Origin of the sequence: Pseudoalteromonas aliena (assembly GCF_038155085.1) — a bacterium.
Taxonomy (GTDB): domain Bacteria; phylum Pseudomonadota; class Gammaproteobacteria; order Enterobacterales; family Alteromonadaceae; genus Pseudoalteromonas; species Pseudoalteromonas aliena_A.
In genome coordinates, this window is sequence record NZ_JBAKAU010000003.1 from 132200 (window position 1) to 157559 (window position 25360).

The 25360-nt window shown below is 39.7% G+C and carries 19 protein-coding genes and 2 pseudogenes; 13 read left to right on the forward strand and 8 right to left on the reverse strand.

What is annotated here, in order from left to right:
• Positions 1–74: 74 nt before the first annotated feature.
• From V6260_RS04890 to V6260_RS04900, 3 genes are all read right to left on the reverse strand, one after another.
• Positions 75–3014, reverse strand: a complete 2940-nt coding sequence (locus tag V6260_RS04890) for a TonB-dependent receptor (RefSeq protein WP_341592945.1) — start codon at positions 3012–3014, stop codon at positions 75–77.
• A gap of 616 nt (positions 3015–3630) precedes the next feature.
• Entirely contained in the window at positions 3631–4146 is a 516-nt protein-coding gene (gene dps / locus V6260_RS04895) for a DNA starvation/stationary phase protection protein Dps (RefSeq protein ID WP_341592946.1), read from the reverse strand.
• 632 nt (positions 4147–4778) lie between these two features.
• Complete coding sequence (locus V6260_RS04900; RefSeq protein WP_341592947.1) at positions 4779–5210, reverse strand: CBS domain-containing protein; 432 nt, start codon at positions 5208–5210, stop codon at positions 4779–4781.
• 331 nt (positions 5211–5541) lie between these two features.
• Here V6260_RS04900 and V6260_RS04905 point away from each other — a divergent pair, with 331 nt between their 5' ends.
• From V6260_RS04905 to V6260_RS04920, 4 genes and pseudogenes are all read left to right on the forward strand, one after another.
• Entirely contained in the window at positions 5542–6375 is an 834-nt protein-coding gene (locus V6260_RS04905) for a mechanosensitive ion channel family protein (RefSeq protein WP_341592948.1), read from the forward strand.
• 241 nt (positions 6376–6616) lie between these two features.
• Positions 6617–8689, forward strand: a complete 2073-nt coding sequence (locus V6260_RS04910) for a catalase (RefSeq protein ID WP_341592949.1) — start codon at positions 6617–6619, stop codon at positions 8687–8689.
• 100 nt (positions 8690–8789) lie between these two features.
• Positions 8790–9259, forward strand: a pseudogene (locus V6260_RS04915) (GFA family protein).
• A gap of 100 nt (positions 9260–9359) precedes the next feature.
• Positions 9360–9833 carry a VOC family protein gene (locus V6260_RS04920; RefSeq protein ID WP_341592950.1) on the forward strand — a complete coding sequence of 158 codons (474 nt, stop codon included), beginning with the start codon at positions 9360–9362 and terminating at the stop codon, positions 9831–9833.
• Positions 9834–9863: 30 nt separating this feature from the next.
• Here the strand turns inward: V6260_RS04920 and V6260_RS04925 are convergent, their stop codons facing one another.
• Complete coding sequence (locus tag V6260_RS04925; protein ID WP_341592951.1) at positions 9864–10628, reverse strand: DUF6515 family protein; 765 nt, start codon at positions 10626–10628, stop codon at positions 9864–9866.
• 245 nt (positions 10629–10873) lie between these two features.
• A pseudogene (locus V6260_RS04930) lies at positions 10874–11379 on the reverse strand (alkene reductase); the annotation flags it as partial.
• On the opposite strand from V6260_RS04930, the gene V6260_RS04935 reads away from it, so the two are divergent.
• Both V6260_RS04935 and V6260_RS04940 read left to right on the forward strand, forming a co-directional pair.
• Positions 11344–11703 (forward strand): NAD-binding protein, encoded by a 360-nt coding sequence (locus V6260_RS04935; RefSeq protein WP_341592952.1) that lies wholly within the window; start codon positions 11344–11346, stop codon positions 11701–11703. The pseudogene V6260_RS04930 and the gene V6260_RS04935 sit on opposite strands and share 36 nt — an antisense overlap.
• A 186-nt stretch (positions 11704–11889) precedes the next feature.
• A complete protein-coding gene (locus V6260_RS04940) occupies positions 11890–12162 on the forward strand; it encodes a YdcH family protein (RefSeq protein ID WP_341592953.1) in 273 nt (90 codons plus the stop codon).
• Between the two features lie 87 nt (positions 12163–12249).
• Here V6260_RS04940 and V6260_RS04945 read toward each other — a convergent pair whose 3' ends face one another.
• Positions 12250–13146, reverse strand: a complete 897-nt coding sequence (locus V6260_RS04945; protein ID WP_341592954.1) for a LysR family transcriptional regulator — start codon at positions 13144–13146, stop codon at positions 12250–12252.
• A gap of 460 nt (positions 13147–13606) precedes the next feature.
• On the opposite strand from V6260_RS04945, the gene V6260_RS04950 reads away from it, so the two are divergent.
• From V6260_RS04950 to V6260_RS04980, 7 genes are all read left to right on the forward strand, one after another.
• A complete protein-coding gene (locus V6260_RS04950) occupies positions 13607–13843 on the forward strand; it encodes an acyloxyacyl hydrolase (RefSeq protein WP_341593073.1) in 237 nt (78 codons plus the stop codon).
• A gap of 116 nt (positions 13844–13959) precedes the next feature.
• On the forward strand, positions 13960–15321 hold the full coding sequence (locus V6260_RS04955; RefSeq protein ID WP_341592955.1) for a TolC family protein: 1362 nt from the start codon (positions 13960–13962) through the stop codon (positions 15319–15321).
• Positions 15318–16463 carry an efflux RND transporter periplasmic adaptor subunit gene (locus tag V6260_RS04960; protein ID WP_341592956.1) on the forward strand — a complete coding sequence of 382 codons (1146 nt, stop codon included), beginning with the start codon at positions 15318–15320 and terminating at the stop codon, positions 16461–16463. The genes V6260_RS04955 and V6260_RS04960 overlap by 4 nt, the downstream gene beginning before the upstream one ends.
• Entirely contained in the window at positions 16463–19651 is a 3189-nt protein-coding gene (locus V6260_RS04965; RefSeq protein WP_341592957.1) for an efflux RND transporter permease subunit, read from the forward strand. Before V6260_RS04960 ends, V6260_RS04965 begins: the two co-directional genes overlap by 1 nt.
• Entirely contained in the window at positions 19651–20334 is a 684-nt protein-coding gene (locus tag V6260_RS04970; protein ID WP_341592958.1) for a response regulator transcription factor, read from the forward strand. Before V6260_RS04965 ends, V6260_RS04970 begins: the two co-directional genes overlap by 1 nt.
• Positions 20331–21623, forward strand: a complete 1293-nt coding sequence (locus V6260_RS04975) for a HAMP domain-containing sensor histidine kinase (protein ID WP_341592959.1) — start codon at positions 20331–20333, stop codon at positions 21621–21623. Before V6260_RS04970 ends, V6260_RS04975 begins: the two co-directional genes overlap by 4 nt.
• 156 nt (positions 21624–21779) lie before the next feature.
• A complete protein-coding gene (locus V6260_RS04980; protein WP_341592960.1) occupies positions 21780–22124 on the forward strand; it encodes a PDZ domain-containing protein in 345 nt (114 codons plus the stop codon).
• 265 nt (positions 22125–22389) lie between these two features.
• Here V6260_RS04980 and V6260_RS04985 read toward each other — a convergent pair whose 3' ends face one another.
• Both V6260_RS04985 and V6260_RS04990 read right to left on the reverse strand, forming a co-directional pair.
• A complete protein-coding gene (locus tag V6260_RS04985) occupies positions 22390–23247 on the reverse strand; it encodes an MBL fold metallo-hydrolase (RefSeq protein ID WP_341592961.1) in 858 nt (285 codons plus the stop codon).
• A gap of 193 nt (positions 23248–23440) precedes the next feature.
• Positions 23441–25324, reverse strand: a complete 1884-nt coding sequence (locus V6260_RS04990) for a propionyl-CoA synthetase (protein ID WP_341592962.1) — start codon at positions 25322–25324, stop codon at positions 23441–23443.
• Positions 25325–25360: the final 36 nt, after the last annotated feature.

Consider the following 25360-nt stretch of genomic DNA (forward strand, 5'->3'; position numbering starts at 1 on the left):
CCTCGCGCCGCGATTAAATAGCCCCTAATTTGAACAAATTTTAATCCGCAAAGATAAACAGCCCCTAGGGAAAATTAAAATTTAGCGCGAATACCAAAGCTGTAACGGCGATCCGCTTCAGTGTACTTCCAAGCACCACCTAGTTCAGATAGGTAGATTGAAGGCTCACCGGTTAAGTTAGTTGCATTACCTACTAAGGTCACGTTTTCGTTAATATCCCAGCTCGCAGAGAAATCTAACTGGCCTCTGTCGTCACGGTAGTTATTACCGTAAACAGTGCCTTCTGCTGAAATACTGCCGTCTGAGTTAATATTTTCTACACGTTTCTCGTTTTCAGTATCTAAGAAGCTGTCACGGTAGTTATAAGCTAGGCGAGTAGAGAAACCTTCGTATTCCCAAAATACTTGTAAGTTGTATGTGTTTTTAGAAATATCTAATAACGGGTTACCGTTTGGTTGCTCGCTGTCTGCGTATGTGTAGTTTGCGTTAATACCTAAGCCAGAAAATGCACCTGGTAGGTCAGTAAAGAACTGTTGATAACCCACTTCAAAGCCTTGTACTGAGCCGTTTTCACCGTTTATATTTTTAACCGTATCGATACCTGTAAGCCCTGCATCACGTAATGCAGCAACATGATTAAAGCCATCAGCATCTACTGGGAAGTCAGTTGCATCAGAATAAACTAGGTTATCTTGCGATACACCAGCTGTATCAAGCTGACATACTTGGTTCCATTGAGTTACGTTTTGACCAGCTACAGTACTTGAAGAAGCCTGACAGCTACTTTCATTACTTAAAAAAGACTCAACATCTTTATAAAATACGGCGAAAGAAATTACGTTACCTTGATCAAAGTAGTGTTCTACAGATAGGTCATATTGCGTTGCACGATATGGTTCTAAATCAATAGAGCCTTGTGTTGCGCCTGTAATGTCGTTATTAACGTCAAACGCAGGGCTTAGTTCGCTAAAGTCAGCGCGTCGCATAACTTTTGCAGCAGCAAAGCGAAATAATGTTTCATCTGAGTAGTTATACGTAACGTTTAAGCTTGGTAAAAAGTCGCTGTAGTCATTTTCACCTGTTACTTTTTCACCGTTTAAATAAACGCTTGATTCTAAATCTGTTGTTACATAACGACCACCGACAATTGCAGTGATGTTGTCAAAGTCTAAGTAAGCTGAAACATAAATTGCGGCTGTATCTTCAACTACGTTACGGTACGCACTTTCTTGAAACTCTTGGTTGTCTGAAAGGCTACCTGTAGAGGCTAAGTTAGTTCCTGCAAGCAACTGTTGTAACTGAGCGTAAGTATTTGCTGGGTTAGACAAACCGTTATAGCTTAAAAACGTTAGTAGGTCGTTTTGCCCAGTATGACCTAATTGGTCAAAAGAGTTGTCGTGACTAACGGTCGTAAAACTATTTGGAAACGCAGCATTAAAGTCATCAACCCATAAAGTGGCTAATGAACCGTCTGAATCATTAAATGCATTTTTATAAATGTCTTTAATTTCTACTTTATATTGCTCATATTCGTAATCGCGGTTAGTAACTCGTACCCCTGCTTTAACTTTAGATACCCAGCTTAAGCTGCTGATAGGTTCAAACATTTCAACATCAAAACGAATAGCTGTTTCGTCATTATCTGTTCTTTTATCTTCACTTTTAAACGTACGTAGTGCTAAGTTTTGTGGGTCGGTAAATGCATTAGGATCTGAATGAATGATGCTTGGTAATTTATTACCGTCTTGCGAAAACGCACCATCATATAAATGATTTACTAAATCAACACCGCCACTTGCTTCGAATGTTGATTTTTCGATTGGGCGAAGTGTAAATTCAGAATCGGGTCTTACGCTTTCTGATGATGCTACCGCAATTTCACCAGAGATTTTTATGCTGTCAGTAAGGTTCCACTCTGCACCAAGTGCGTTTGAAAACGAGTCAGTCTCACGAAAGTCACTGTATGTCTTCGGGATACCAAATTCGTTTGTTAACGTGTAATTATTTACGCCGTTAGCATCTTGGGTTGTATTTGCATTTGTTGATAATGAACCCGCAACACCTAATATAGAGTTACCACTTTGATTACCTGAGCGTTTAGTGCCACTTAAATCAAGATACACCATGCCATTACCAGATTGCGGTGCCCACTGAAGCGATAAATTTACAGCAGTACGTTTACGCTGTTCTACATATTGTTCAACACTGTGCTCGTCTCTTACGATAGCATTGCCACTAGGTGTATTACCTTCTTGACCATTAATTTCTATGTCTTGAGGTTTAACACGGCTAGATGTTTCATCTTGGCGAATTTCGCGATCTTGGAATGAAAACATAGCAATGGCACCAAATGTTCCCATTTCGTCAAAGTCCCAATTGTTACCAATTGAACCACTAAAAATAGGCGCTACATTCTCTGTTTTATCAGCGTACTCGCCATCTAGTGAAACTGCGCCCGTTAGCTTATCTAGCTCTAATGGGCGAACCGTTTTTAAACTAACTGTTCCGCCTAACGCACCTTCAATCATATCGGCAGTGGGAGACTTAACAACTTCTACTGTTTTTAAGAAACTTGACGGGTAATCTTGTAAGCTAATACCATCACGAGAATCACCTATAGTTGAACGACCGTTTAATTCAACTCGGTTTTGGGGTAAGCCACGAATAGAAACACTGTCACCCACGCCAAAGTCGGTATTAATAGATACGCCAGTAATACGTTGCAGCGCTTCTGCAATATTGTTGTCTGGTAGTTTACCAATATCTTCTGCAACAATAGCATCAACAATGCGTCCATCTGTACGCTTAAGCATAGCGGCGGCTTTCATACTTCCTAACATGCCTTTTACTTCAATAACCTCAATGTCATCAGAGGCGGTTTCTGTTGCAGCTGGAGTTTCTTGTGCTGCAATAGTAGAAGAAGCCATTAATAAAAGAGCTGCAGCACTAATTGCTGTAGAGCTACTTCTTTGGTGTTTGTGAATTAGTGTTGAAGTAATTTGATTGAGTTTCATGTATCTCTCCCGTTTGGGTACGACTTACGTCATTGTGTGTGTTGTCATTTGGTTTGGTTAACCAATTAAACCATTGTTTCTCTGTATCGTGTCATACAGGTGGTATGGTTAAAATTAATCCAAATAAGTTTTTATTACAACCTTTGTTTACCAAAAATTCACAACTTGTATTACATGGTGTTGCTTTTTTTTTCTTATTATTAATAAATTCAATTTGTTATTATGTTTTTTTTATTTTTAATTTTAAAGTCAATTTTACTAAATCATCATTACCAAAGATGGTTTTTTATATTATTTGTATTATTTAATATGGTTTTAAGTGCTGTTTTTAATTTTTTTTGCGGTATTTTTATACATTTTTATACATTTTTATTTGTTTTTTAGCGATTGTTAAAATAGTGATTAAGTACACCGAGGCCTAGATACGGCTTATGGCTTTGTGAAATGAGTTGGGGAGAAAGGATATTTTTTTTACTTCTTTGGTAATACCAATTTGGTATTGTTTTTATACGAATTCTGTATTAAGAGAGGGTTGATACAAGGTTTTATATAGTTATAAATGAATAGATCAAAAAAACCCAGCATATTGATGCTGGGCTTGCTTAATTTGAATATATTAGCTTTTTAGTTCGCCTGTAGATGATTCTAAATGGGCTCGGATAAACCACTGAAATTGCTCTAAATCGGCTAGTTGGCTGGTGATCATATCTTCAGATACTGGATCTAACTCAGAAAGAGTCTCAATTGCTTTGCGGTGATCCGCATTAACACCGTTGTACACGTTATCAAGCGCAGCTAAATGTTCTGTTACTAGGCCTTTGCCTACAGAGTATTCCTGCCAAGTACGTCGATCTACAATTGATTTAGGGGTGCCAACAGGGACTCCACCAAGTGTCGCAATCCGCTCAGCAATGGTGTCAGTCATTTCGCGTACAACGTCTACCTGTGGATCTATCATTTCGTGTACCCCAATAAAATTAGGTCCCACTACGTTCCAGTGAATATGCTTTAAAGTAAGTTGTAGGTCTATCAATGCAACCATGCGATTATCGAGTGTAGCTATTGTTTTTTGAGCTGATTCGTCACTCATACCCGGCGCGGTAAAATTAGTTACTTTATCTGTATTACTCATAATATCTCCTGTCATATGGCTTTATGGTTTATAGCTAAGGGTCAGTTATAAACATAGCATGAGGTATATAAAGCAATACTTGTGCCTAAACGTATATATTTATGGAGTCTGCATTTTATAAGGGGGAGGAGGTAATAAAGATCTATTTTTAACAAATTAGTTGAGCATTCACTTTTGAAATTTCTGCACTGATTTGTAAAATATTCAAAATTCTACTTAGTGGGTGCTGGGTACTTTAAGCTTTTTCTGTGACTTTTATAGTTGCTTGGTAAAACAGGCCTACCAGAATCAACTTTTGCTAGCGCTTAAAGCTGCTATATAGAGTAGTTAAGTCATCGATATGTATCATTGGGTGTTTTATTAAATGAGGTTATTAGGACCTGTTTATCTTTCGAAGTTAAATTTTCAGCTGTATGCTTGGTCTTTACTCTTTGTTGCCTACATGGATGTAGGCAAGGAGCGTAAGCAGGACGCGGAATTTTTTACTTATTCTTACATGGGTGTAAGCTATTAGGGTAACTCAGGAGCAGTTACCGAGCCCACTAGGTTACAAACCTCGCGCCGCGATTGAACAGCCCCTAGATTGAATAAATTTTAATCCTGAAAGGTCAACAGGCCCTAATATAACCCTATTAATTTTTATTTATTGAAAGTAAGCGAGCTGCAAGTTTAACAAAATCAGAAGATGTTAATAAGCCAAGCAACTTGTTATTTTCATCGACTACAGGCATACAACCATGTCTATTTTCTACAAAAAAAGTGACCACTTCTTGCAATGATTGATTCGGTGCTAATCGGATAAAATCTGTAGTCATAATATCCTCTACTTTAATTTTTCTCTCTCTGCGTTGTAGTGAGTTTTCACCAAAAGTTGTTACGATCCCCATCACTTTAGCAATCATTATTTTTTGAGTAAGGATACCAACAAGTAAGTTATTTTCATCTACTACGGGTATGTGTCTAATACTCTTTTCTTTCATTAAATTATGCGCATCATGTAGAGTGCTTGAAGTGCTTACTGTGAATAGATTAGTGGTCATTAACTCTGAAACTTTCTGAGTCATAGGGCTTCCTCTTTAAACAACAAATTGAAGTAATAATATTAACTGTTATTTGTTTATATATTCGAATCGAGATCAATTTTTAATCTGTTTATTTGGGCTTATTAGTAATTTATAGAAAATATTTAAACTTCATTTGTGCTTTTAGCCTTACTTGTACTAAGGGTTACTTATACCTTTTAATTATTTATTTCTATAGCTGCAATATCAGCAGTTTTAAAACCAGAAAACACAAAGTGACCCACTTCTAAATTCGTATTTTGGTTAATTTATTGTTAACATAAGGGGTTGGTAGAAATAATTAAATTAAACACTTAAATACAGGATATAAATAATGGATGAGTTAATAAATAATATTGATGTAAATCAGTATTTACCAGCTGCAATAGATTGGGCTACTAATATTTTGCTAGCGATTGCTATTTTACTTGCGGGCTTATGGTTAGCGGGCAAAGTACGCAATTTAATTATTGGCTTGTGTCATAAATATACTCATCTTGATGACACTCTATTTCGCTTTTTAGGCAGTATGGCTCGATACATCATTTTAGCGTTTGTATTTATTGCAGTGTTAAACCGCTTTGGTGTACAAACTGCCTCTATTATTGCTTTGCTAGGTGCTGCGGGACTTGCTATAGGCTTAGCGTTACAAGGTGCAATGTCGAACCTTGCAGCGGGCGTTATGTTACTAATATTTAGACCTTATAAAGTAAATGACTTTATTGAGGCCGCTGGGCGTTTTGGTAAAGTAACAGAAGTAGATATGTTTACTACTATTTTACAAACGTTCGATAATCAACAGGTTATTATTCCAAATAGTCAAATTTGGGGCGCGCAAATTATAAACCACTCACATCATCCAATTCGTGGTGTGGATATGCATTTTGGTGTTGCTTACGGTGAAGATACATCGGCTGTACGTAAAGTTATAGATGCCGTACTTGCAGCACATCCACACATACTAAAAGATCCAGCTCCTTTTGTTGAAGTCGAAACACTTAACAACAGCTCAGTAGACTTTTTAGTAAGACCTTTTTGTAAGGGCGAGCATTACTTTGAAATTTTATACACGGTGCCAGAGTTAATTAAAAAAGCACTTGATGAAAATAATATTGAAATACCTTTCCCACATCGTAAAGTAATTTTAGTTAACGAAAGCAAAGATTAACTAAATTTATAACGATTTAAACGCATGGGCACTTTAAAGTGCCCTTTTTTGTGTGAAAAAGTTACATACCTATGTAACCTTTTCTTTTATAAACCACTTCAAATACTACATTTTTATCTGTACAGCCCTTTTTTACTAGGTTGGATGAATGGTCTTTATTTTGCATTTGCATAATCGCTTTTAGCTTTAAAGCTCATAAAAACTATTGACCCATTAAATCAAACTGTATGAAGGACTAAACATGGCTGAATCATTTAAATACTCAGGTCATAAAGGGCATGGCGGTGAATTGCATCAAAAAGCGTCGGATGAACACCCTACCATGACCACCGCGCAGGGCTGCCCTGTAAGTGACGATCAAAACTCATTACGTGCAGGAAAGCGTGGCCCAGGATTGTTAGAAGATCACATAATGCGCGAGAAGATCTTTCACTTTGATCATGAACGCATTCCTGAGCGAGTAGTGCACGCTAGAGGCTATGGTGCACACGGATATTTTGAAACTTACGACACGCTTGAAGATTTAACCTGTGCAGATATTTTTCAGCGAAAAGGTGAAAAAACCCCAGTATTTACTCGTTTCTCTACAGTTGCGGGCAATAAAGGGTCTCCAGATTTAGCACGTGATGTACGTGGTTTTGCGGTGAAATTTTATACCCAAGAAGGAAACTGGGATTTAGTGGGTAACAATATACCGGTATTCTTTATTCAGGATGCAATGAAGTTTCCAGACTTAGTTCATTCAGTTAAAGCCGAGCCAGATCGTGGTTTCCCCCAAGCGCAAACAGCACATGATAACTTTTGGGATTTTGTGAGTTTATCGCCTGAGTCAATGCATATGGTTATGTGGGCGATGTCTGATAGGGCTATTCCGCGTTCTTTACGCTTTATGGAAGGCTTTGGCGTTCATACCTTTAAATTTATTAATGCCAAGGGCGATGAGAAATTTGTTAAGTTTCACTGGAAACCAAAAGGCGGTATGCAATCGGTAGTATGGAACGAGGCACTTAAGCTTAACGGCGCGGACCCTGATTTTCATCGCAGAGATATGTGGGAATCTATTGGCAACGGCGACTTCCCTGAGTGGGAGCTAGGTGTGCAGGTGTTTGATCAGCAATTTGCTGATGAATTTGAATTTGATGTTTTTGATGCCACCAAGCTTATACCTGAAGAGCAAGTACCAGTGAAAATTGTTGGCCGTATGGTGCTTGACCGTGTTGTAGACAACTTTTTTGCAGAAACAGAGCAAGTCGCATTTTGTACTCAAAACATTGTACCAGGGCTTGATTTTACACCCGACCCGCTACTGCAAGGTCGTAACTTTTCATACTTAGATACTCAAACTAAGCGTTTAGGTGGCCCTAACTTTACGCATATTCCGGTCAATGCTCCAAAATGCCCAATGCGTCATTTTCAGCAAGATGGCCACATGGCAATGCAAAATCCAAAAGGGCGTGTAAATTACGAACCAAACTCGTGGAGCGGCGGTGAAAATAACCCGCGCGAATGCCCTGCACATGGCTTTAAAAGCTCAAAGGAACCTGAGGTAAGTGGCGGTGATAAACTGCGTTATCGCTCAGAAACATTCAGCGATCACTACAGCCAAGCACGTCAGTTCTATTTAAGCCAAACAGACGTTGAGCAGGCGCATATACAATCTGCGTACGTGTTTGAGCTTTCTAAAGTTGAGCACTTACCAATACGAGAGCGTTTGGTATCGCATTTATTAAATATTGACGAAACTCTCGCAAATAAAGTTGCAGAAGGACTTGGCTTGCAAGAAATGCCAGACCCAGCTGAAGCTGCTATGCCAACTCGTGACGATTTACCTACTTCAGATGCGCTTAGTATTTTAAAAAATGCGCCTAACACCTTTAAAGGTCGCAAGTTAGGTATTTTAGTAAGCGATGGCTTTGACGCAGATATTTTTGATTCAGTTGTAAATGAACTTGAAGCCGAAGGCGCAAACTTTGAAATTATTGCAGCGCAAGTTGGCGGTGCATGTTGTAGTAAAGGTAAGCATATAGCAGCGGACCAAGTAATTAATGGTGGCCCTTCGGTATTGTACGATGCGGTAATGGTCCTGGCGACTCAAGAGGGTGCTGAAAAACTTGCTGCTATTGCAGAAGCTAAAGATTTTGTAAATGATGCGTATGCACATATGAAATTTATAGGCTACACACAAGAGGCTAAGCCTTTATTTAAAGCGGCAGGTCTTGATGGAAAAGCAGATGATGGTTGGATAGATTTAGAGGCACACTCGGCCGATAAATTTATAAGTACATTGCGTAATTCAAGATACTGGAAACGTTAGTAAGCTCAATAATTAAAAAACCACAGCATTAATTGTTGTGTTTTTTTTAGCGCACCTAGCTAAGGTATTAATTCAAACCAGCAATAAAACTGGATTTATTATGAAGCTCAATGGCGCTTGTCACTGTGGCAAAGTGAAATTTACGGTTAACTCAAAACACCCTTATCCTTACAATTTATGCTATTGCTCTATATGCCGTGAAACCGCAGGGAGCGGTGGGTTTGTTATTAACTGAACGCGCAATACAGCACACTTGAAGTCACAGGGCGTGAACACATAACTATTTATCATGCAAAAATAGGCGATAAAATCAGCCCTACAGAGCGTCATTTTTATAAGCATTGTAGTGCTAACTTGTGGTTATACGATGCACGTTGGCCTGAGCAAGTTCACCCCTTTGCTGGTGCAATAGATAGTGAGTTTCCCATACCGCCAGAGCGCACTCATTTGATGCTTGGTAGTAAAGCAAATTGGGTAAATGCATCCATAAATAAAGGAGATAAGCAGTTTGAAGAGTACCCTGATGATATTATCGCAGCTTGGCATCAGCGTTTAAACCTCGAAAAGTAACGCAATTTTTCGTATGAGCTAAGCTTAAATTTAGGGGCAATTAAACGCATATTTAGTTAATTAAATATTGAAAATCACCGCGTAAGTAAAGGAGAATATTATGGCAGTTTCAGCAATACCAAAAGGGTTTAGTTCAATAACACCTTATTTAATTATTGATGGCGCTCAGCAAGCCATTTGCTTTTATTGTGATGCATTTGATGCACAACTTGTTATGCAAATGCCTTTACCTGAAGGCGGTATTGCACATGCTGAAATTATTATTGGCGACTCCCATATTATGATTTCAGATTCATGCTCAGATGAGTTTTTTAAAAGCCCAAGTGAGCTTGGCGGCACACCGATAAGTTTAATGCTGTACGTTGAAGATGTAGACGCAGTTTTTAATAAAGCCATAGAGCTAGGTGCCACGCAAATACGCCCAGTGCACGATCAATTTTATGGTGATAGAGCGGGCACTTTAAAAGACCCATATGGCCATATGTGGACCATAGGTACGCACAAAGAAGATTTAACAGATCAAGAAATGAATCAAAGAATGGCTGACCTAATGTCAAAAGAGCAAGATGCATAAAGCAGCTTGCCCTTTTGTTGTGAGGGGTTCTTAACCTAAATTTATAGCTAAATATTTTATTTCATCGCCGCTTACTTGCGGTAAAAAATAAATATCGCCGTATTTAAAATACTGCTGCGAGTTAATAATTACGGCCTGTGCAGCCTGAGGCAGTGAGTCGTAAGTTTGGCCCAAGCTATAGTCATTCACATTGCCCACTTTTATTGCCTGATTAAGGCGAGTTGATGGCTCATCAACCACCGTATAACCATCGTTATCCGCAATGTAGTATACATTTTGATAAGTGTAGTAAGTCGTATTATGGTGTTTAAAATGCCTATAATTTCTTGGTAGCGTATTTATACGCAGGCCTCTAGGTGGTTTAACAACATGGTAGCCTCTTTTAGCTTTTCGGTAATAAAGGCCGTCGTTAAACGTAAACGAAATACCATTAAATCTGATTGATGCGCTACTGCGTGGTAAATGGTTTATAAATCGATTTTTTTTGTAAGCGACTGAATTATGATGGTTTGTTAAATAGTTATATTTGCGCTGGTTATAGTTGTGTTGTTCACGCTTTTCCTGCTTGTACTTAGCAAGTTTACGTTTTTCCTGCTTACGGTCTTCTCGTTTTTCTTTTTTATGCTCAATACGCTGCTTTTTTTCGTGGCGGCGTTCATCGCGTTTATATTCAACACGTTTGTCGTGGTCGCGTTTAAAGCTTTTATCATTCTCTCGCTCGTTTTGTGCTCCAAGCGCAGAGCCTGATACTGCGCCAATAGCGAGCAGTGCAGGTAGTAAAAAAGTAAGTTTCATAGTATTGCCTCGTTTATGTTTTTACATAACTGGGTTCAATACTAGCGGCTCAAACTGAATGTTAACTGACATACAACAGTAAACGGAGCTATGCTTACAGCTTTTTACATTTTACTTACGGTTCTTGACATAATACCTTGTTTTTGACGGTTTTAAGAACGTTTTAATATACCAAAATGATTAGTCGCGTCACAAAAAATGGATACGAAATTAGTAATTAAGCCTTTCTTGGCTTTGCAGATTAATTACTTTTGATGAAAATGATAATTGCTATAACCCACTTCAGTACCGCCATACATAGTGGCTACATCAGCTTCGTTAAGTGTCCAATTTTTCGCTATACGCTCTGGTAAATCTGGATCATTATCCCAATCAGCTTCAGCAATCGATAAGTAAGCAATACTTGCTTGCTCAAGTAATTTAACGGCCTGGATATAAGTTTGATGAGGGGGTGATTTAACAAGTCCAAGTACACTCGTGTTTCATCTGTGCTTTCAAATAAAGGAGCAAAGCGTACTCCTAAACGGTTTGCGCCTACAATATCACTTACCGCTTCAACTATTTCTTTTAAAAATTGCAGGCGATTAGTAAGTGTTCCACCGTATTGATCGCTACAGTTATTAGTATACTCAGAAATAAACTGATTAACTAAATAGCCGTTAGCATAATGAAGCTCCACACCATCAAAGCCTGCTTCTAGAGCATTGCGTGCAGTTTGAGCATACATATTTACCAGTTCGCTAACCTCAGAAAACTCGGCTTTGAAGTTTATTATGGCGATGCTACTCGTTTAGATTTACTTCATGCAGCGTGGGCAGCATCGGCAGAGTTATTGGTAATTGCCATGAGCAATACGGAACAAGCCAAACACTTGGCTGAGCTGGCTAAAAAGCATTTTCCGCGGCTTAAAATAGTAATTAGTGCATACACCCGCGAAGCCGCTTTAGAAGCATTAGGGGGAGAGCCCTACGAGGCTTACCGCTTACAGCGTTTGTTTAAACAAAAAGATGCCCATGTAATGCCTGATCTTTATAAAAATCGCAACGAGCAAGAAAGTTATATATCGGCGTATTAGCATCATCAGCATCTTGAGCAAGTAATGAGTATAGATAGCGAAAACCTAAGAGCGACCGATAACGTCTGGAGAGCTAAAAAACCAACGTAGCGTTAGTTTATATCAAGCTATTATCAAATTATTCAATAAAGTAAGTTTATTAAAATGGGTATTATGAAAATATAGGTTAGTTGCTACTATTTTTATATGCCCAAGGGGTTACCTATTAAAACAAAGGAGAACAATTATGTTAGGCAAAACCACTCAATAGCTAACGAATTCCCACAGTACACAAACACATCGCTTATAAAAAGTGATGTAGAATTTGCACTGCAAGTTGAAAAATACAACCTACTTGATACGCAAATTCGCGAGTTAGAACTTGAAAAAGCGCCAATTGATGACGAAGCAATGCATCAGTTAAAGCATGATCGTGCAGTACTAAAAGACATCATCTACAAGCGTTTAACCAGTAAGTAACGGTTTTATTTAAAACCTTGAAATTAAAACGCAAAATACAAAAAGCATAAACCTAGATTTGTGCTTTTATATTTCACGGTTAAATAATTATATTTTTTCCCAGTAGGGATCGTCACCAAAGTAGCCACTAAAGTAGTCTATAAAGGCCCTTACTTTTGGCGCTAATAAGCGCGAACTTGGGTAAACACTCCAAATAGCGGTGTCTGATGCAAGAGGGTAGTCTTGTAAAATTTGTATCAGTTCGCCGCTTTGTAATTTTTTATAGGCACACCAGCTCGACATTAACGTAATACCTAAGCCATGCACGCACGCGTCGCGCACTGCTTCACCGTTGTCGGCTTGTAATACATTATTAGTTTTAATGCTTTGTGTGCCCTGCGGTGTAATAAACGACCACGTAGTTAAACCATGTAAATTAACACAGGTATGATTTTTTAGATCTTGTGGCGTTTTAGGTGTGCCGTGTTTTGCAAGGTACTTAGGCGATGCGCAAATTAAGCGTTTATCGCGGGCGATTTTTCGGGCTATAAGGGTTGAATCATTGAGAGCAGCGTCGCGTATTGCTATATCAAACCCGCCGCCAACCATATCAATAATGCTATCGCTTAGGCGTAAATCAATTGTTAGGTCGGGGTATTGCTCAATAAAGCCCTCTAGCGCAGGAATAATATGCATACGCCCAAATGAGGCTGGTGCAGTAATACGTAGCTTACCTTGTGGGGTAACACTGCCTATACCTACCGATGCACGCGCCATTTCTACATTAGCAAGTACTTCTTCGGCGTGAGGTAAAAAGGCTTGGCCTTCTTCAGTTAACGATACTTTACGTGTTGTACGGTGCATAAGTTTAACGCCTAGGGCTTCTTCTAGCTTATTCATTTGGGCACTAGAAACCGCAGCAGATAAACCTAACTCCTTGCCTGCTAAGCTAATATTGTGTGTTGTTGCGATTCTGACAAACAAATTTAAATGGGCAATATTCATTATCAAATTTTTCAATAAACTGATTGTTTAAAAAACTATATTATCAATAGTTAGTTGTGTAAATACACTAGCGGCTTATTCATTGTGACTTTTCCTGTGGCGCTTACTATAAGCGCCTTTTTTTCTGTTTTTTATCTCGTTTAATTTTTTAAGTTTAGAGTGAGCCTGCCTGATGAGCCATAATACATCATTACTTTTAAAGCATTTATTTAAGCAAATTTGACCTATGTTAGTTGGCTTGTTTTCTATTATGGGAAGTCAATTAATCGATAGCATTTTTATTGCTGAATTAGGCGCGGACCCATTAGCCGTAGTGGCGTTTAGTATTGCTATTTTTCAGGTGGTTTTAGGCGTACAAGTTGAGTAAGGTATTGCTGCAACAGCGACTATTTCAACAGCCCTTGGCGAAAACAAACTTAACTACGCGCGCTATTTAGGTAGCTTAATTATTATTGGTAGCATTGCAGGTAACCGTGTTTTTGCCGAGTTTGGTATTGGTTTAAGCCTATTAGACGGCACTAAATTTGCGGGAAAAAACATAACTACACATTACCAGTTTGAAGACCGCATTGGCATAGCTATGAAGTTTGGCGATAGGGAACAGCATAGCGAGTCTTTTCATTATTCAAACGCTGGTATTAAAAAGCCCAATCCAGGCCTTGATTTTATATCGCTAAGCTACTCACGTGCACTTTAATATTATCTACCTCGGTGAACAATATTTCACTGAGGTTTTTAGTTAACCCCTTTTAACCCGTCCTTAACCCTTGCTCTAATAAACTATATGTAATGATGTAAATTAGGCACAGTTAAATGGTTCATTTTAAAAAGCGCTCAACGGTTTTATTGCTTGCACTTAGCTGTACGCTTGCTGCGTGTAGTAGCCAGCCAAGCTATACAGGTAATAGCACCGAGCAATCGCTAAAGCAACATACAAACTGGCAGTACACGCAAAGTAACGCACAGAAAGTAAATTACATTACCGATTTGGTGAGTATTGAAGGGCTTGATTCACTTATTGAGCAAGCTATTGCTAATAACCCATCATTTAATCAAGTGCATGTTGCATTAAAACTAGCTTATGAGCAGCGTGCTGTAACCGCAGCAAGTCAGTGGTTTAGTGTAGATGTAGGGTTTGACGCGCAGCGCAGTGAAACAGAAGGCACGCAATACAGCTCATCAGTAGGTATAAGCTGGGAAGCCGATATATGGCAAAAAATTTCTGACAACGTAGCCGCGCAAGATATGACTATTGCCAGTAACCAAGCCACTTATCAAGGTGCAAAAGATGCGTTAGTTGCAAGTGTTATTCGTACTTATTTAAATATTATTTTACAGCAAAATTTGCTCGATATAGAGCAGCAACGTTTAGTTGTTTTACAAAATAATGAACAAAGTATTGTAGAGCGCTACCAATATGGATTAGGTGATTTAGAAGCGCTTGATACCGCCCGTACTAGCACGGCATCTACTCGCGCAACCATTGCCGATTACCAAGAACAAATAGCAAAAGCAAAGCGTGCTTTAATGCTAATTGTAGGTACTGATAAACTTCAAAACCTGCCAAGCACATTAACCTTGCCAAGTGTTATTGAGCCATTAAGTTCATTACCAGAGCAAGATTTAGCGCGCCGACCTGACTTACAAAGTGCCTATTACAACATTCAAGCAAAGCATTACTTGGTTGATGTATCGTACAAAGAGCTACTTCCGAGTATTTCGCTTTCGGCATCACTGAGTGATTTTGCAAGCACGCCAAGCCAATCATTATTAACCAGCCCAGTTTGGAGTTTATTAGGCAGTTTAAGTACCCCTTTATTTGAAGGTGGAGCATTGCGTGCGCAAGTTGATATTGCAAAATTAAATGCCGAGCAAGCGTTTTGGCAGTACCAAGATACGCTGCTAAGTGCGGTAAACGAAGTAGAAAATGCCCTCGGACAGGAGCAATCATTAACCGAGCAGCAACTACAAATTAGCAGTGCACTTGCCAGCGCTAAACGCAGCTTTAGTAACTATCAAAGTAAGTATCAACAAGGTTTGGTTGATATTTTAGATTTGTTAACAGTGCAACAAAAGGTATACGACCTGCAAGCCCAGCTTAGCCAAATAAACTACACCCTTTTAACTAACCGCATAGATTTAGGCCTGGCTTTGGGCCTTGGAGTATCGTCATGAAAATTTCGCCAACACCGGTTGTTGTAACGCTTGTTGCTATTGTTTGTATAGGGCTTGCTATTGTGTATAACGGTCAAAAAATGGCTGAAAAAGCAAATAGTCCAAAACCTGTCGCTATTAAAGCTATTGCCCCAAATGTATCGGTAATTAATGCAGCTCCGAGTACTTATAAGGCTTATGTTAGCGGCCACGGTGAAGCTAAAGCGCATTGGTCACTTAGCTTAAGAGCACAAGTTAAAGGCGAAGTAACCAGTATGAGCGAGCAATTTGCGACCGGTAACTTAATAACTAAAGGGCAGGTGTTTGCACAAATTGATGACACCGAATACTTACAAGCTCTAGCTAGCGCAAAAGCAACATTGGCTGATGCAAAACTAGCACTGCAAGAAGAGCAAGATTTAGGCAATCAAGCAAAGCGAGAGTGGGAACGTTCAGGGGTAACACAAGCACCTAGCTCGCCACTGGTATTTAGAACGCTTCAGCTAGAGGCCGCACAAGCCACATTTGATAATGCCCAATATGCACTTAAAACCGCACAGCGTGATGTAAATAACACCCAGCTAAGTGCACCATTTGACGCTGTTATTTTATCGCGCGATATAGATTTGGGTACTTATGTGAGTATTGGCGATACGCTTGCCACGCTAAACAGCACTGACAAAGTAGAAGTAACAGTACCGCTTTCATTAAGCCAGTGGCAAAACCTAGCAAATAATAAATCAGGCGATGTTATTTTAAGTGATGTAACCACCAATACTAAATGGAGTGGTTACATTGAGCGTTTTGAACAACACCTAGACGAAAGCTCTCGCCAGCGCAGTGTAATTGTTGCCCTAGATAAACCATTCGAGCAAGTGACGCCGTTACTGCCTGGCACATTTTTAGCGGTTGAAATTGCCGGTAAACAATTAAGCAACGTAATTGAATTGCCTGCTTCAGCGGTATCGCAAGATGGCTTAATTTGGTACGTAAATGATCAAAATAACTTAGTAAGCACTCAAGCCAATAAAGTATTTGAGCGTGGAGATTACGTATACATTTCACCAATAGAAGGTGTTAGTAATTTAAAAGTAGTGGCGCGCCCACTTGTTAGTTACTTAAACGACATGAAAGTAAATCCAATAGTTGAGGAGATACAATAATGAGCCCTCATCAAACACCTCAATTCCCCAGTAATAATAACCTGCTGCACGGTATTATTAATTGGTTTGCAAATAACTCTGTTGCCGCTAACTTATTGTTAGTTAGTGTGATTGTAATGGGTATTATGTCGCTTACGACTTTACGCAAAGAGGCTTTTCCGAGTTTAGAGCCTGATACTATTTCGGTATCGGTGGTTTACGACAGTGGCGATGCATTGCAAGCCGAAGAAGGAATAGCATTAAAAATTGAAGAAGCGCTCGAAACCGTGTCGGGTATTAAACGTATTACCTCTACATCTGATGCAAGCGGCAGCCATGTAAGCATTGAAAAAAGTACCGATTACTCACTCGATGAGTTACTTGTTGATGTGAAAAACCAAGTTGACGCTATTAATAACTTTCCCGCAGATGCTGAGCAACCTGTTATAGATAAAGCTCGTAGGCAAGATCATGCATTAACGCTGCAACTTTTTGGGGATGCCGATCGCCATACATTACAAAGCCTGGGTGAAAAACTTAAAGCCGATTTATTAGCGCAATCAGGTATTAGTGACGTAGAGCAATCGGGTGTGCTCGACCCGATGATGTCCATTGAAATCGATGAAGGTAAATTACAAGCTTATGGCTTAACTATTAGTGATGTAAGTGAGGTCATTAATAATGAGTCATCAAGCCCGCTTTCGACTAGTTTGCGCGATAGCAGTAAAATTATACGCTTAAAAGCCGCCGACCAAGCTTACTGGCAGCGCGACTTTGCCAATATTGTATTGTTGAGTACTGCATCAGGCACACAAATTAAGTTAAGCGATGTAGCAACCGTTACCGACTCATTTGCCGAAGATAGCAACTCATTAAGTCGTTATAATCAACAAAATGCCGTAGGCATTGAAATTTTAATGGGCGATAACAGCGATATAGCTACTATTGTTGAGCAAGCTAATAATGTAATAAAAACGTGGCATGAAAGTGGTTTATTACCTCAAAACGTAGAGCTTGAAAGCTGGAACGACAAAAGTACCATGATCACTGAGCGTTTATCACTACTTACTAAAAACGCGGTGACCGGTATTATTATGGTGTTTGTAATACTTGCCATATTTTTAAATGTACGCGTAGCACTGTGGGTTGCTGGTGGCTTGCCATTTGTGTTTTTTGGTACGCTTTATTTTATGACCGATGGCTATACTGCACTGACGATAAACGAAATGACCACATTTGGCTTTATCATGGCGCTGGGCATAGTGGTAGACGATGCTGTTGTTGTAGGCGAGAGTATTTACACCACACGTAAAAAACATGGCGATACATTAAATAATACAGTTTTAGGCACCATGAAGGTTGCTGTGCCAACAATATTTGGGGTGTTAACCACGGTAGCTGCGTTTGTAGCGCTTTCGAATGTGTCAGGTAATTTAGGTAAAATTTACTCTCAATTTGCTACCGTAGTAACTATTTGTTTACTGCTTTCGGTAGTTGAATCAAATCTTATTTTACCATCACATTTAGCCCACATAAGTACTAAACGCCAAGTTAAAAAAGGCTTAGGAGGTCTGTGGTCAAAAATACAACATGGTGCTGATAGCGGCTTAAGCTGGTTTAGCAAAAACATTTACTGCAAGGTTATTGAATTTTCACTGCGCTTTAGATACGCCGTAGTGGCTGCGTTTATCGCCTTTTTTATATTAGTTATTGGCATGCCGATGACTGGCACAGTTAAAGTAGGCTTTTTCCCAAGTATTGCAGGCGATACCGTAACAGCCAATTTAGTTATGCAAAACGATGCAGCTTATGGGCAAACAAATACAAATTTACTAACGCTTGAGCAAAGTGCATTACAAGCTGAGCAAAACTTAATGACTAAGTTGAGTTCTGACAAAAGCGAAATAACCAGCCTTCAAGTTGTTAGTAGCAGCGACACCAGCGGTGAAGTAAGTGTTGAGCTATTAAACGAAGGCGCTTTTACAGCAAGCGAATTTGCTCAAGAGTGGCAGCGCTTAGCAGGTAGCCTTGAGGGCAGTAAAAAATTACAAATATTAGCCACGCGTAAGATGGTCGATAACTTTAAAGTTGAGCTTAAAGCGTGGGACGACGAAACTGTAATGGCAACGGGCGCACTATTTAAAGAACGCCTACAAAACACCGCAGGCGTTAACGGAATAGACGACAACTTAAACCCAGGTCAGCCCCAGCTCAAATTTACTCTAAATGCACAAGGGCGTGCACTTGGCATGGATACAGCCAGTTTATCAAAGCAAGTACTGCAAGCCTTTGGTGGCGCAATTGTACAGCGCTACCAGCGTAATAAAGACGAAGTTAAAGTACGTGTACGTTACCCTGAAAATGCTCGTAAAACACCTGCCGATATAATGCAGTCGCGTATTCGCCTGCCTGATGGCACGGTTGTCCCTTTAGTTAACGTAGCCACCGTAAGCAGTGAATATCAGCAAGATGAAATAACCCGCATTGATGGACTTCGTGCAATTTATTTAAGCGCCCAAGTGGATAAAAACGTGATTGCTCCAAACGAGTTAGTTGCTAACTTAAAGCGCGACTTAATCCCTGAGTTAACACAGCAATTTCCTAACTTAAGTGTGTATTTTGCAGGAGAGGCAGAGCAACAAAGCGAAACCACCAGCTCAATGAGCACTATGTTTGTAGCTGCTTTATTAGTTATTTATGTGTTGCTGGCTATTCCGCTTAAATCGTACATTCAACCTATGTTGATTATGGTAGCAATTCCGTTTGGCATTGTGGGCGCTATTTTAGGGCATTGGTGGAACGACTTAACCATTAGTATATTGTCATTAAATGGTATTTTGGCGCTCAGTGGTGTAGTTGTAAACGACAGCTTATTACTTGTTTCGCGCTTTAACGAACTAGTAAAAGAAGAGGGCATGAGCACGCACGATGCCATTGTTGAGTCGTGTACGAGCCGCTTACGTGCAGTGTTACTTACCTCAATTACGACGTATGCAGGCTTAGTGCCGCTACTTAGTGAAACCTCAATGCAGGCGCAGTTTTTAATCCCTGCGGCTGCATCACTTGGCTACGGTATTTTGTTTGCCACGGTTATTACCTTAATACTTATACCGGCATTATTGATGATTCAAACCGATGCTAAGCGCGGTATTGATGCTGTGCTAAAATCGCTAGGTGCTAAAAATAAAACGCAGGAAACAGCCTCTTAATGATAAACGTACTACTGGTTGAAGACGACATAGATTTGGCAACCACCATTGTTGATTATCTCGAAATTGAGTCAATAGAGTGTGACCATGCAAGCAATGGCGTAATGGGTTTAAATTTAATAGAACGTAATCAATATCAAATGATTATATTAGATGTAAACATGCCAAAAATGGACGGTTTAACCATGTGTAACACATTGCGTGAGCAAGGCATTGATACACCAGTATTAATGCTGACAGCGCGCGATAGCCTCGACAATAAGCTTGAGGGGTTTGCAGCCGGTAGTGACGATTATTTAGTAAAACCATTTGCCATGAAAGAGCTCGTAGCGCGGGTTCAAGTATTAGCAAAGCGTAAAAGTGGTGAGGTAAAGCGACTTGCATTTGCTAACTTAACACTTAATTTAACCGCGCATACAGCAACAGTGGCAGAGCACAGTTTAAAGTTATCACCCATTACTTTTAAGTTATTAGAAGTGCTTGTACGAGAGCAGCAAAAACCTGTAACCCGACAGGTAATTATGCAAGCAATATGGGGAGACGAGCAGCCAGACAGCAATAGCTTGAAAGTGCATATTCATCATTTGCGTAAACAGCTAGAGCAGGCTCATTGCCAAGCCGTACTAGAAACAATACCCAGTATAGGGTTTGCGCTAAAATTAAAAAATGAGACACAAGCATGAAAATTAGACCCAGTTTGAGGTTGTATTTTTTTGCCACCATGGTGCTTTTAAGTTCATTAATGGCAATAGGCTTTTCGTTTTTAAGTGTTAATTATTTTATTGATGGCTTAGACCGAGGTTTAAATGGCGTAATGCATGCGCTTTCGCAATCTACTGAGGTTAAAAACGGACAGCCTACAGAAATGATTGGCTTTAAAATAGCGAGTCGCTGGGAAGACATGCCGAGCGAAATTCAGCAACGCTTTACAAAGCCTACAGAGATAGGCGTACTACAAAAAGGCAAAGTAAAGCCATCGTTTTTTTCAATGCCCGAAGACCTCTATTTTGTAGCGTATTTTCAAAACCCTGCAGGGGAGCCACGTTACGTATCACGCATTATGCTTGAAAAAGAGCGTCTTAAAAAACAAAGCTCACCCGATAAACCTATAAAAAAGTTGGCATGGATAGCGTTAACAGGGGTTACGGCAATTGCTTTATTTACTTTCTTTTTATTTATGGTAATGAAAAAAATAGCTAAGCCGGTTGAATCGCTACGTGGTTGGGCTAAGTCGTTAAATCAAAATAATTTACAAAACACGCCGCCCGATTTTACCTATAACGAACTAAATACATTGGCAACGCTAATACGCAGTAGCTTGCTTTCTGCTCACGAGAGCCTTGAGCGAGAGCAGCGCTTTTTAAGTTATGCGAGCCACGAGTTACGTACGCCAATTTCGGTTATTCGTAGCAACGTTGAGTTACTTAACCGCTTAAGCGAAAAATCCCCGCTAAGTGATAAACAACAACTTACACTGCAGCGGATAGAGCGCGCCGGTCTAACTATGAGCGATTTAACCGAGACGTTATTGTGGCTTAGCCGAAATGACGGCCAGCAAAGTGCAACAGAGCCTGTAAACCTAGCCGAAAAAATAACGACCTTAAGTAATGAACTTGATTATTTACTCAATTCAAAACAAGTTGATGTACTTATAAATACCGATAACCAAAGTACAACTATTAATACCGAAGCCACCGCATGCCACATTGTGCTTACTAACTTAATACGTAATGCGTATCAGCATACGCAACAAGGGCAAGTGCGAGTTACTCAACAAGGTAGCCGTGTGATTATAGTAAATAGCAGCGAACAAACTGATACGCTACATGCGACTAATAACACAAACAAGCCTGCCAATATTGGCTACGGTTTAGGATTAGAGTTAAGCGAAAAAATAATAAAACAACACGGTTGGGTATACGAAGTAAACGATATGCCAGGGCGTTATGAAGTGGTGGTCGATTTTAGTTAATACGCTTTTTTATACTTAGGTTTTTTTACATTCAAAAATATTTTATTTAACGCTGAGAATATAAAAAACTTAGTGATAGTAATGTGTTAAGTAATTTGTTAAAACTATAAATAGTAAAGAATACTAACGATAGACTTACATGGAGTGTTAATTCATATGTTCAAATTCATAATTATTTTAATCACAATTATTTCTTTTAATGCCTTGGCAGCAGAAGAAGTGAAACTTGGAGTTGTAGGGAACGTTGGGGCTGATGGCTTTTTTAGCCCGAAAGTAACATCATTTGTTATTGAAAAAGTAGAGCCTAATTCACCCGCTGAAAAAGCTGGGATTGTTGCTGGACAAAAAATAATTTCTATAGAAAACTGTAAGATTCCGGGATGCCCTGCCAGTGAAGCAAAAGAATTAATGCGCAAGGAGTCTGGAGAGATTTTACAATTACTTTTAGAGAATGAAGATGGTAGCCAAATACCTTTAAAAATTCCTATGAATGCTTGGTAAATCTAAGAAGCTTTAAAAATCCCCTAAATATACCCAGCCTATAAAGCATGGTTATTCCCAAAGCGTGGTTTTGTGTAGATGAGCTAGATACAGTAAACGTTAGCGAGCTTTTAGAGTATTACTTACTCGGTTTATATGTAGATTACTGCTTAAAGTAACTGGGATAGATTAAAAAGGTTTGATCAGTAATAACCTTATTTAACTAATTAACGAATACATTGGTATTGCTTAAATACGGCAATACCAATGATTATTAGACTAAAACTTATAAATCGCTGCGCCAACCCATACCAGACTCTTCCATTAAACGCTCGTACACACCTTCTATGTTAAGTGGTAACCATGCATCAAACTGCTTAAAGTCACTAAATTGGTCTAATTTTACATTGTGCTTAATTTCGTCAAGCGTATTACCGGCTAAAACGCCTGCTGTTACTTGGCTATACAAAAGCTCTAAATAACTTAAGTAACGCGCTACATTTGCCTTGCTGCCAATATCGGCATGTCCGCCTACGAATGTATTAAAGTCGTATTTGAGTACCGCTTGGGTTGAATTAATCATGCCTTGAATATCGTAACTCCACAGTTTTTGCCACGGCATTCTGCCAATAACAATCCAATCAACTACAAACAACGTTTTTTGCTTTTCGAATAATATACTGACCGAACCACGACCATCGTTTGGACCATGGTAGTTAAGCTTTACTGTGGAATCACCAAGAGTAAGCAGTAGCTCGTCATCAAAAGTAAGGCTGGGCGTTACTGTTTTCATTTGTGTGTTTTTAATATCTTGTGCAGCGAGTTTATGCGCTACAAAGGTGGTGTGCGGGCTTTTAAATACCTCGGCTCCGTAAATATGATCGCTGTGATTATGGCTATAAATTACATATTTTACCGGTACGTTAAAGCGAGTTTTAATTTGCTCGCTTAACCATGTGGCGGCTTTTTTATTAAGCGGGTCGGTAACAATTGCGCCCTCAGGAGTGATTAAAAAGACTGAGCGGTGTCTGTCGTCTATAAAGCGGTGTAAGCCATCTCCTAAGTCTTCTATTTCATAGGCTTGTGTGGCAAAGCCTATAAATAATAGGGCTGTGGTTAATAGTTTTTGTAGCAAGCGGGGCATACACCATTCCTTTTAAAATTGATTAAATTAATAACGCTATTAAAAGAAGAAAGCATTAAGCCGTAAAAAATTTCAGTTATTGGTTAAATTAAAACTTAAACCTAAACCTAAACCTAAACTTATGTAAAAGGATCAAATATAAGGGTGAAATAAAAAGCCATTATAAAAATGGCTTTAGATAGGTTGGTTGGGCTTATCTTTGTGTTAGTTGTTGGTTTATTTCTTCAAAGATACTGGCATCATCTATGGTTGAAGGTATTTGTAGCTCTTCGCCATCAACCAATTGGCGCAAATTTTTACGCAGTATTTTACCCGAGCGTGTTTTGGGCAACCTATCTACGCTAACTATATTTTTAAGGCACGCAATAGCGCCAATTTGATTACGAACACTTAAAACAAGCGCTTTTTCTACGTCGGTACTTGAGCCCATAAAATCATTTTTAAGCACGATCATTCCCATAGGGAGTTGCCCTTTGAGGGGATCGTTCACACCAAAAACAGCGCATTCGGCAACAGCAGGGTGCGCGGCTACTATCTCTTCCATTTCGCCGGTAGAAAGCCTATGCCCTGCTACATTTATAACGTCGTCGGTTCTGCCCATAATAAATAGGTAGCCGTCTTCATCAATATAACCACCATCGCCAGATAAATAATAGCCTTCGTATTCACTTAGGTAGCTTGCTTTAAAACGCGGGGTATCTTGCCAAATTGTTGGTAGGCAACCCGGTGGAAGTGGCAGTTTAATTACCACGGCGCCTTGCTCGTTTGGTGCGCATTGCTCGCCATGCATATTCAATATTTGCACATCAAATCCTGGAGTAGGCACGGTAGAGCTGCCAGGTTTTGTTGCTAAGTTCTCAAGCCCTACAGGGTTACAAGCAATAGCCCAGCCGGTTTCTGTTTGCCACCAATGATCGAGCACTGACAGTTTGGTTTTTTCTTTAAGCCACTCGTAAGTGGGAGGGTCTAATCGCTCGCCTGCTAAAAACAAATGTTTTAAGCTAGAAGTATCGTATTGATTAAAACCATCGGCATTGGGGTCTTCTTTTTTGATTGCTCTAAATGCGGTGGGGGCACTAAATAATGCATTTACTTTATATTCTTCAACCACGCGCCAAAATACACTGGCATCGGGCGTTTTAACCGGTTTACCTTCATATAATACGGTCGCGCAGCGATACATTAGCGGCGCGTAAACTATATAAGAGTGCCCAACTACCCAGCCAATGTCAGACGCTGCCCAAAATACGTCGCCGGGGTTCATACCATAAACGGTTGCCATGCTATATTGCATTGCCACTGCGTGACCGCCATTTTCGCGCACTACGCCTTTGGGTGTGCCTGTAGTACCCGAGGTATATAAAATATAAAGCGGATCATCTCCATTTACAGGCACCGGATCTGCGCTTGCAGCCATTTGCATTGCCTGAGTCCAATCTATGTCTCGTTTAGGCTTAAGAGTGGCGGTTACTTGTGGACGCTGATAAATAACGCAGTGTTCTACTTTGTGCGTAGCTAAATCTATTGCGTTATCAATAAGTGGTTTGTATTCAATAACGCTGTTTACTTCAACACCGCATGAGGCGCTAAGTATAAGTTTGGGCTTGGCATCATCAATGCGTACAGCCAATTCGTGTGCAGCAAACCCACCGAATACCACCGAATGAATAGCACCAAGGCGAGCGCACGCCAACATACCAATAACCGCCTGTGGGATCATTGGCATATAAATAACAACGCGATCGCCTTTTGTAACACCTAAAGATTGTATTACGCCTGCAAATTTAGCCACTTCTTGTTGTAGTTGTGAGTAGCTATAAGTTTGCTTTGTATTAGTGACTGGGGAGTCGTAAATCAGTGCAGTTTGCTCGCCAAATCCGGCAATAACGTGTTGGTCTAGCGCTAAAAAACTGGTGTTTAATTGCCCGTCACTAAACCAATGGTAAAGCCCGTCGTCGTCTTGTGTGTGTGCTTTTGTGGGGGGGTTATACCACGGAATGTTTTTACTTTGTTCGAGCCAAAATTGGGCTGGGTTTTGTTTAAAGGCATTATATTGCTGTTGATATTCGCCTGACATGTAAGGCTCCTAAAGCTAAATTTGTGTGTGAGAGAC

Excerpts from the sequence above, each read along its gene's own strand:
- V6260_RS04890 (WP_341592945.1), bottom strand. The coding sequence starts at position 3,014 with ATGAAACTCAATCAAATTACTTCAACACTAATTCACAAACACCAAAGA.
- dps (WP_341592946.1), bottom strand. The coding sequence starts at position 4,146 with ATGAGTAATACAGATAAAGTAACTAATTTTACCGCGCCGGGTATGAGT.
- V6260_RS04900 (WP_341592947.1), bottom strand. The coding sequence starts at position 5,210 with ATGACTCAGAAAGTTTCAGAGTTAATGACCACTAATCTATTCACAGTA.
- V6260_RS04905 (WP_341592948.1), top strand. The coding sequence starts at position 5,542 with ATGGATGAGTTAATAAATAATATTGATGTAAATCAGTATTTACCAGCT.
- V6260_RS04910 (WP_341592949.1), top strand. The coding sequence starts at position 6,617 with ATGGCTGAATCATTTAAATACTCAGGTCATAAAGGGCATGGCGGTGAA.
- V6260_RS04920 (WP_341592950.1), top strand. The coding sequence starts at position 9,360 with ATGGCAGTTTCAGCAATACCAAAAGGGTTTAGTTCAATAACACCTTAT.
- V6260_RS04925 (WP_341592951.1), bottom strand. The coding sequence starts at position 10,628 with ATGAAACTTACTTTTTTACTACCTGCACTGCTCGCTATTGGCGCAGTA.
- V6260_RS04940 (WP_341592953.1), top strand. The coding sequence starts at position 11,890 with ATGCCCAAGGGGTTACCTATTAAAACAAAGGAGAACAATTATGTTAGG.
- V6260_RS04945 (WP_341592954.1), bottom strand. The coding sequence starts at position 13,146 with ATGAATATTGCCCATTTAAATTTGTTTGTCAGAATCGCAACAACACAC.
- V6260_RS04955 (WP_341592955.1), top strand. The coding sequence starts at position 13,960 with ATGGTTCATTTTAAAAAGCGCTCAACGGTTTTATTGCTTGCACTTAGC.
- V6260_RS04960 (WP_341592956.1), top strand. The coding sequence starts at position 15,318 with ATGAAAATTTCGCCAACACCGGTTGTTGTAACGCTTGTTGCTATTGTT.
- V6260_RS04965 (WP_341592957.1), top strand. The coding sequence starts at position 16,463 with ATGAGCCCTCATCAAACACCTCAATTCCCCAGTAATAATAACCTGCTG.
- V6260_RS04970 (WP_341592958.1), top strand. The coding sequence starts at position 19,651 with ATGATAAACGTACTACTGGTTGAAGACGACATAGATTTGGCAACCACC.
- V6260_RS04975 (WP_341592959.1), top strand. The coding sequence starts at position 20,331 with ATGAAAATTAGACCCAGTTTGAGGTTGTATTTTTTTGCCACCATGGTG.
- V6260_RS04980 (WP_341592960.1), top strand. The coding sequence starts at position 21,780 with ATGTTCAAATTCATAATTATTTTAATCACAATTATTTCTTTTAATGCC.
- V6260_RS04985 (WP_341592961.1), bottom strand. The coding sequence starts at position 23,247 with ATGCCCCGCTTGCTACAAAAACTATTAACCACAGCCCTATTATTTATA.
- V6260_RS04990 (WP_341592962.1), bottom strand. The coding sequence starts at position 25,324 with ATGTCAGGCGAATATCAACAGCAATATAATGCCTTTAAACAAAACCCA.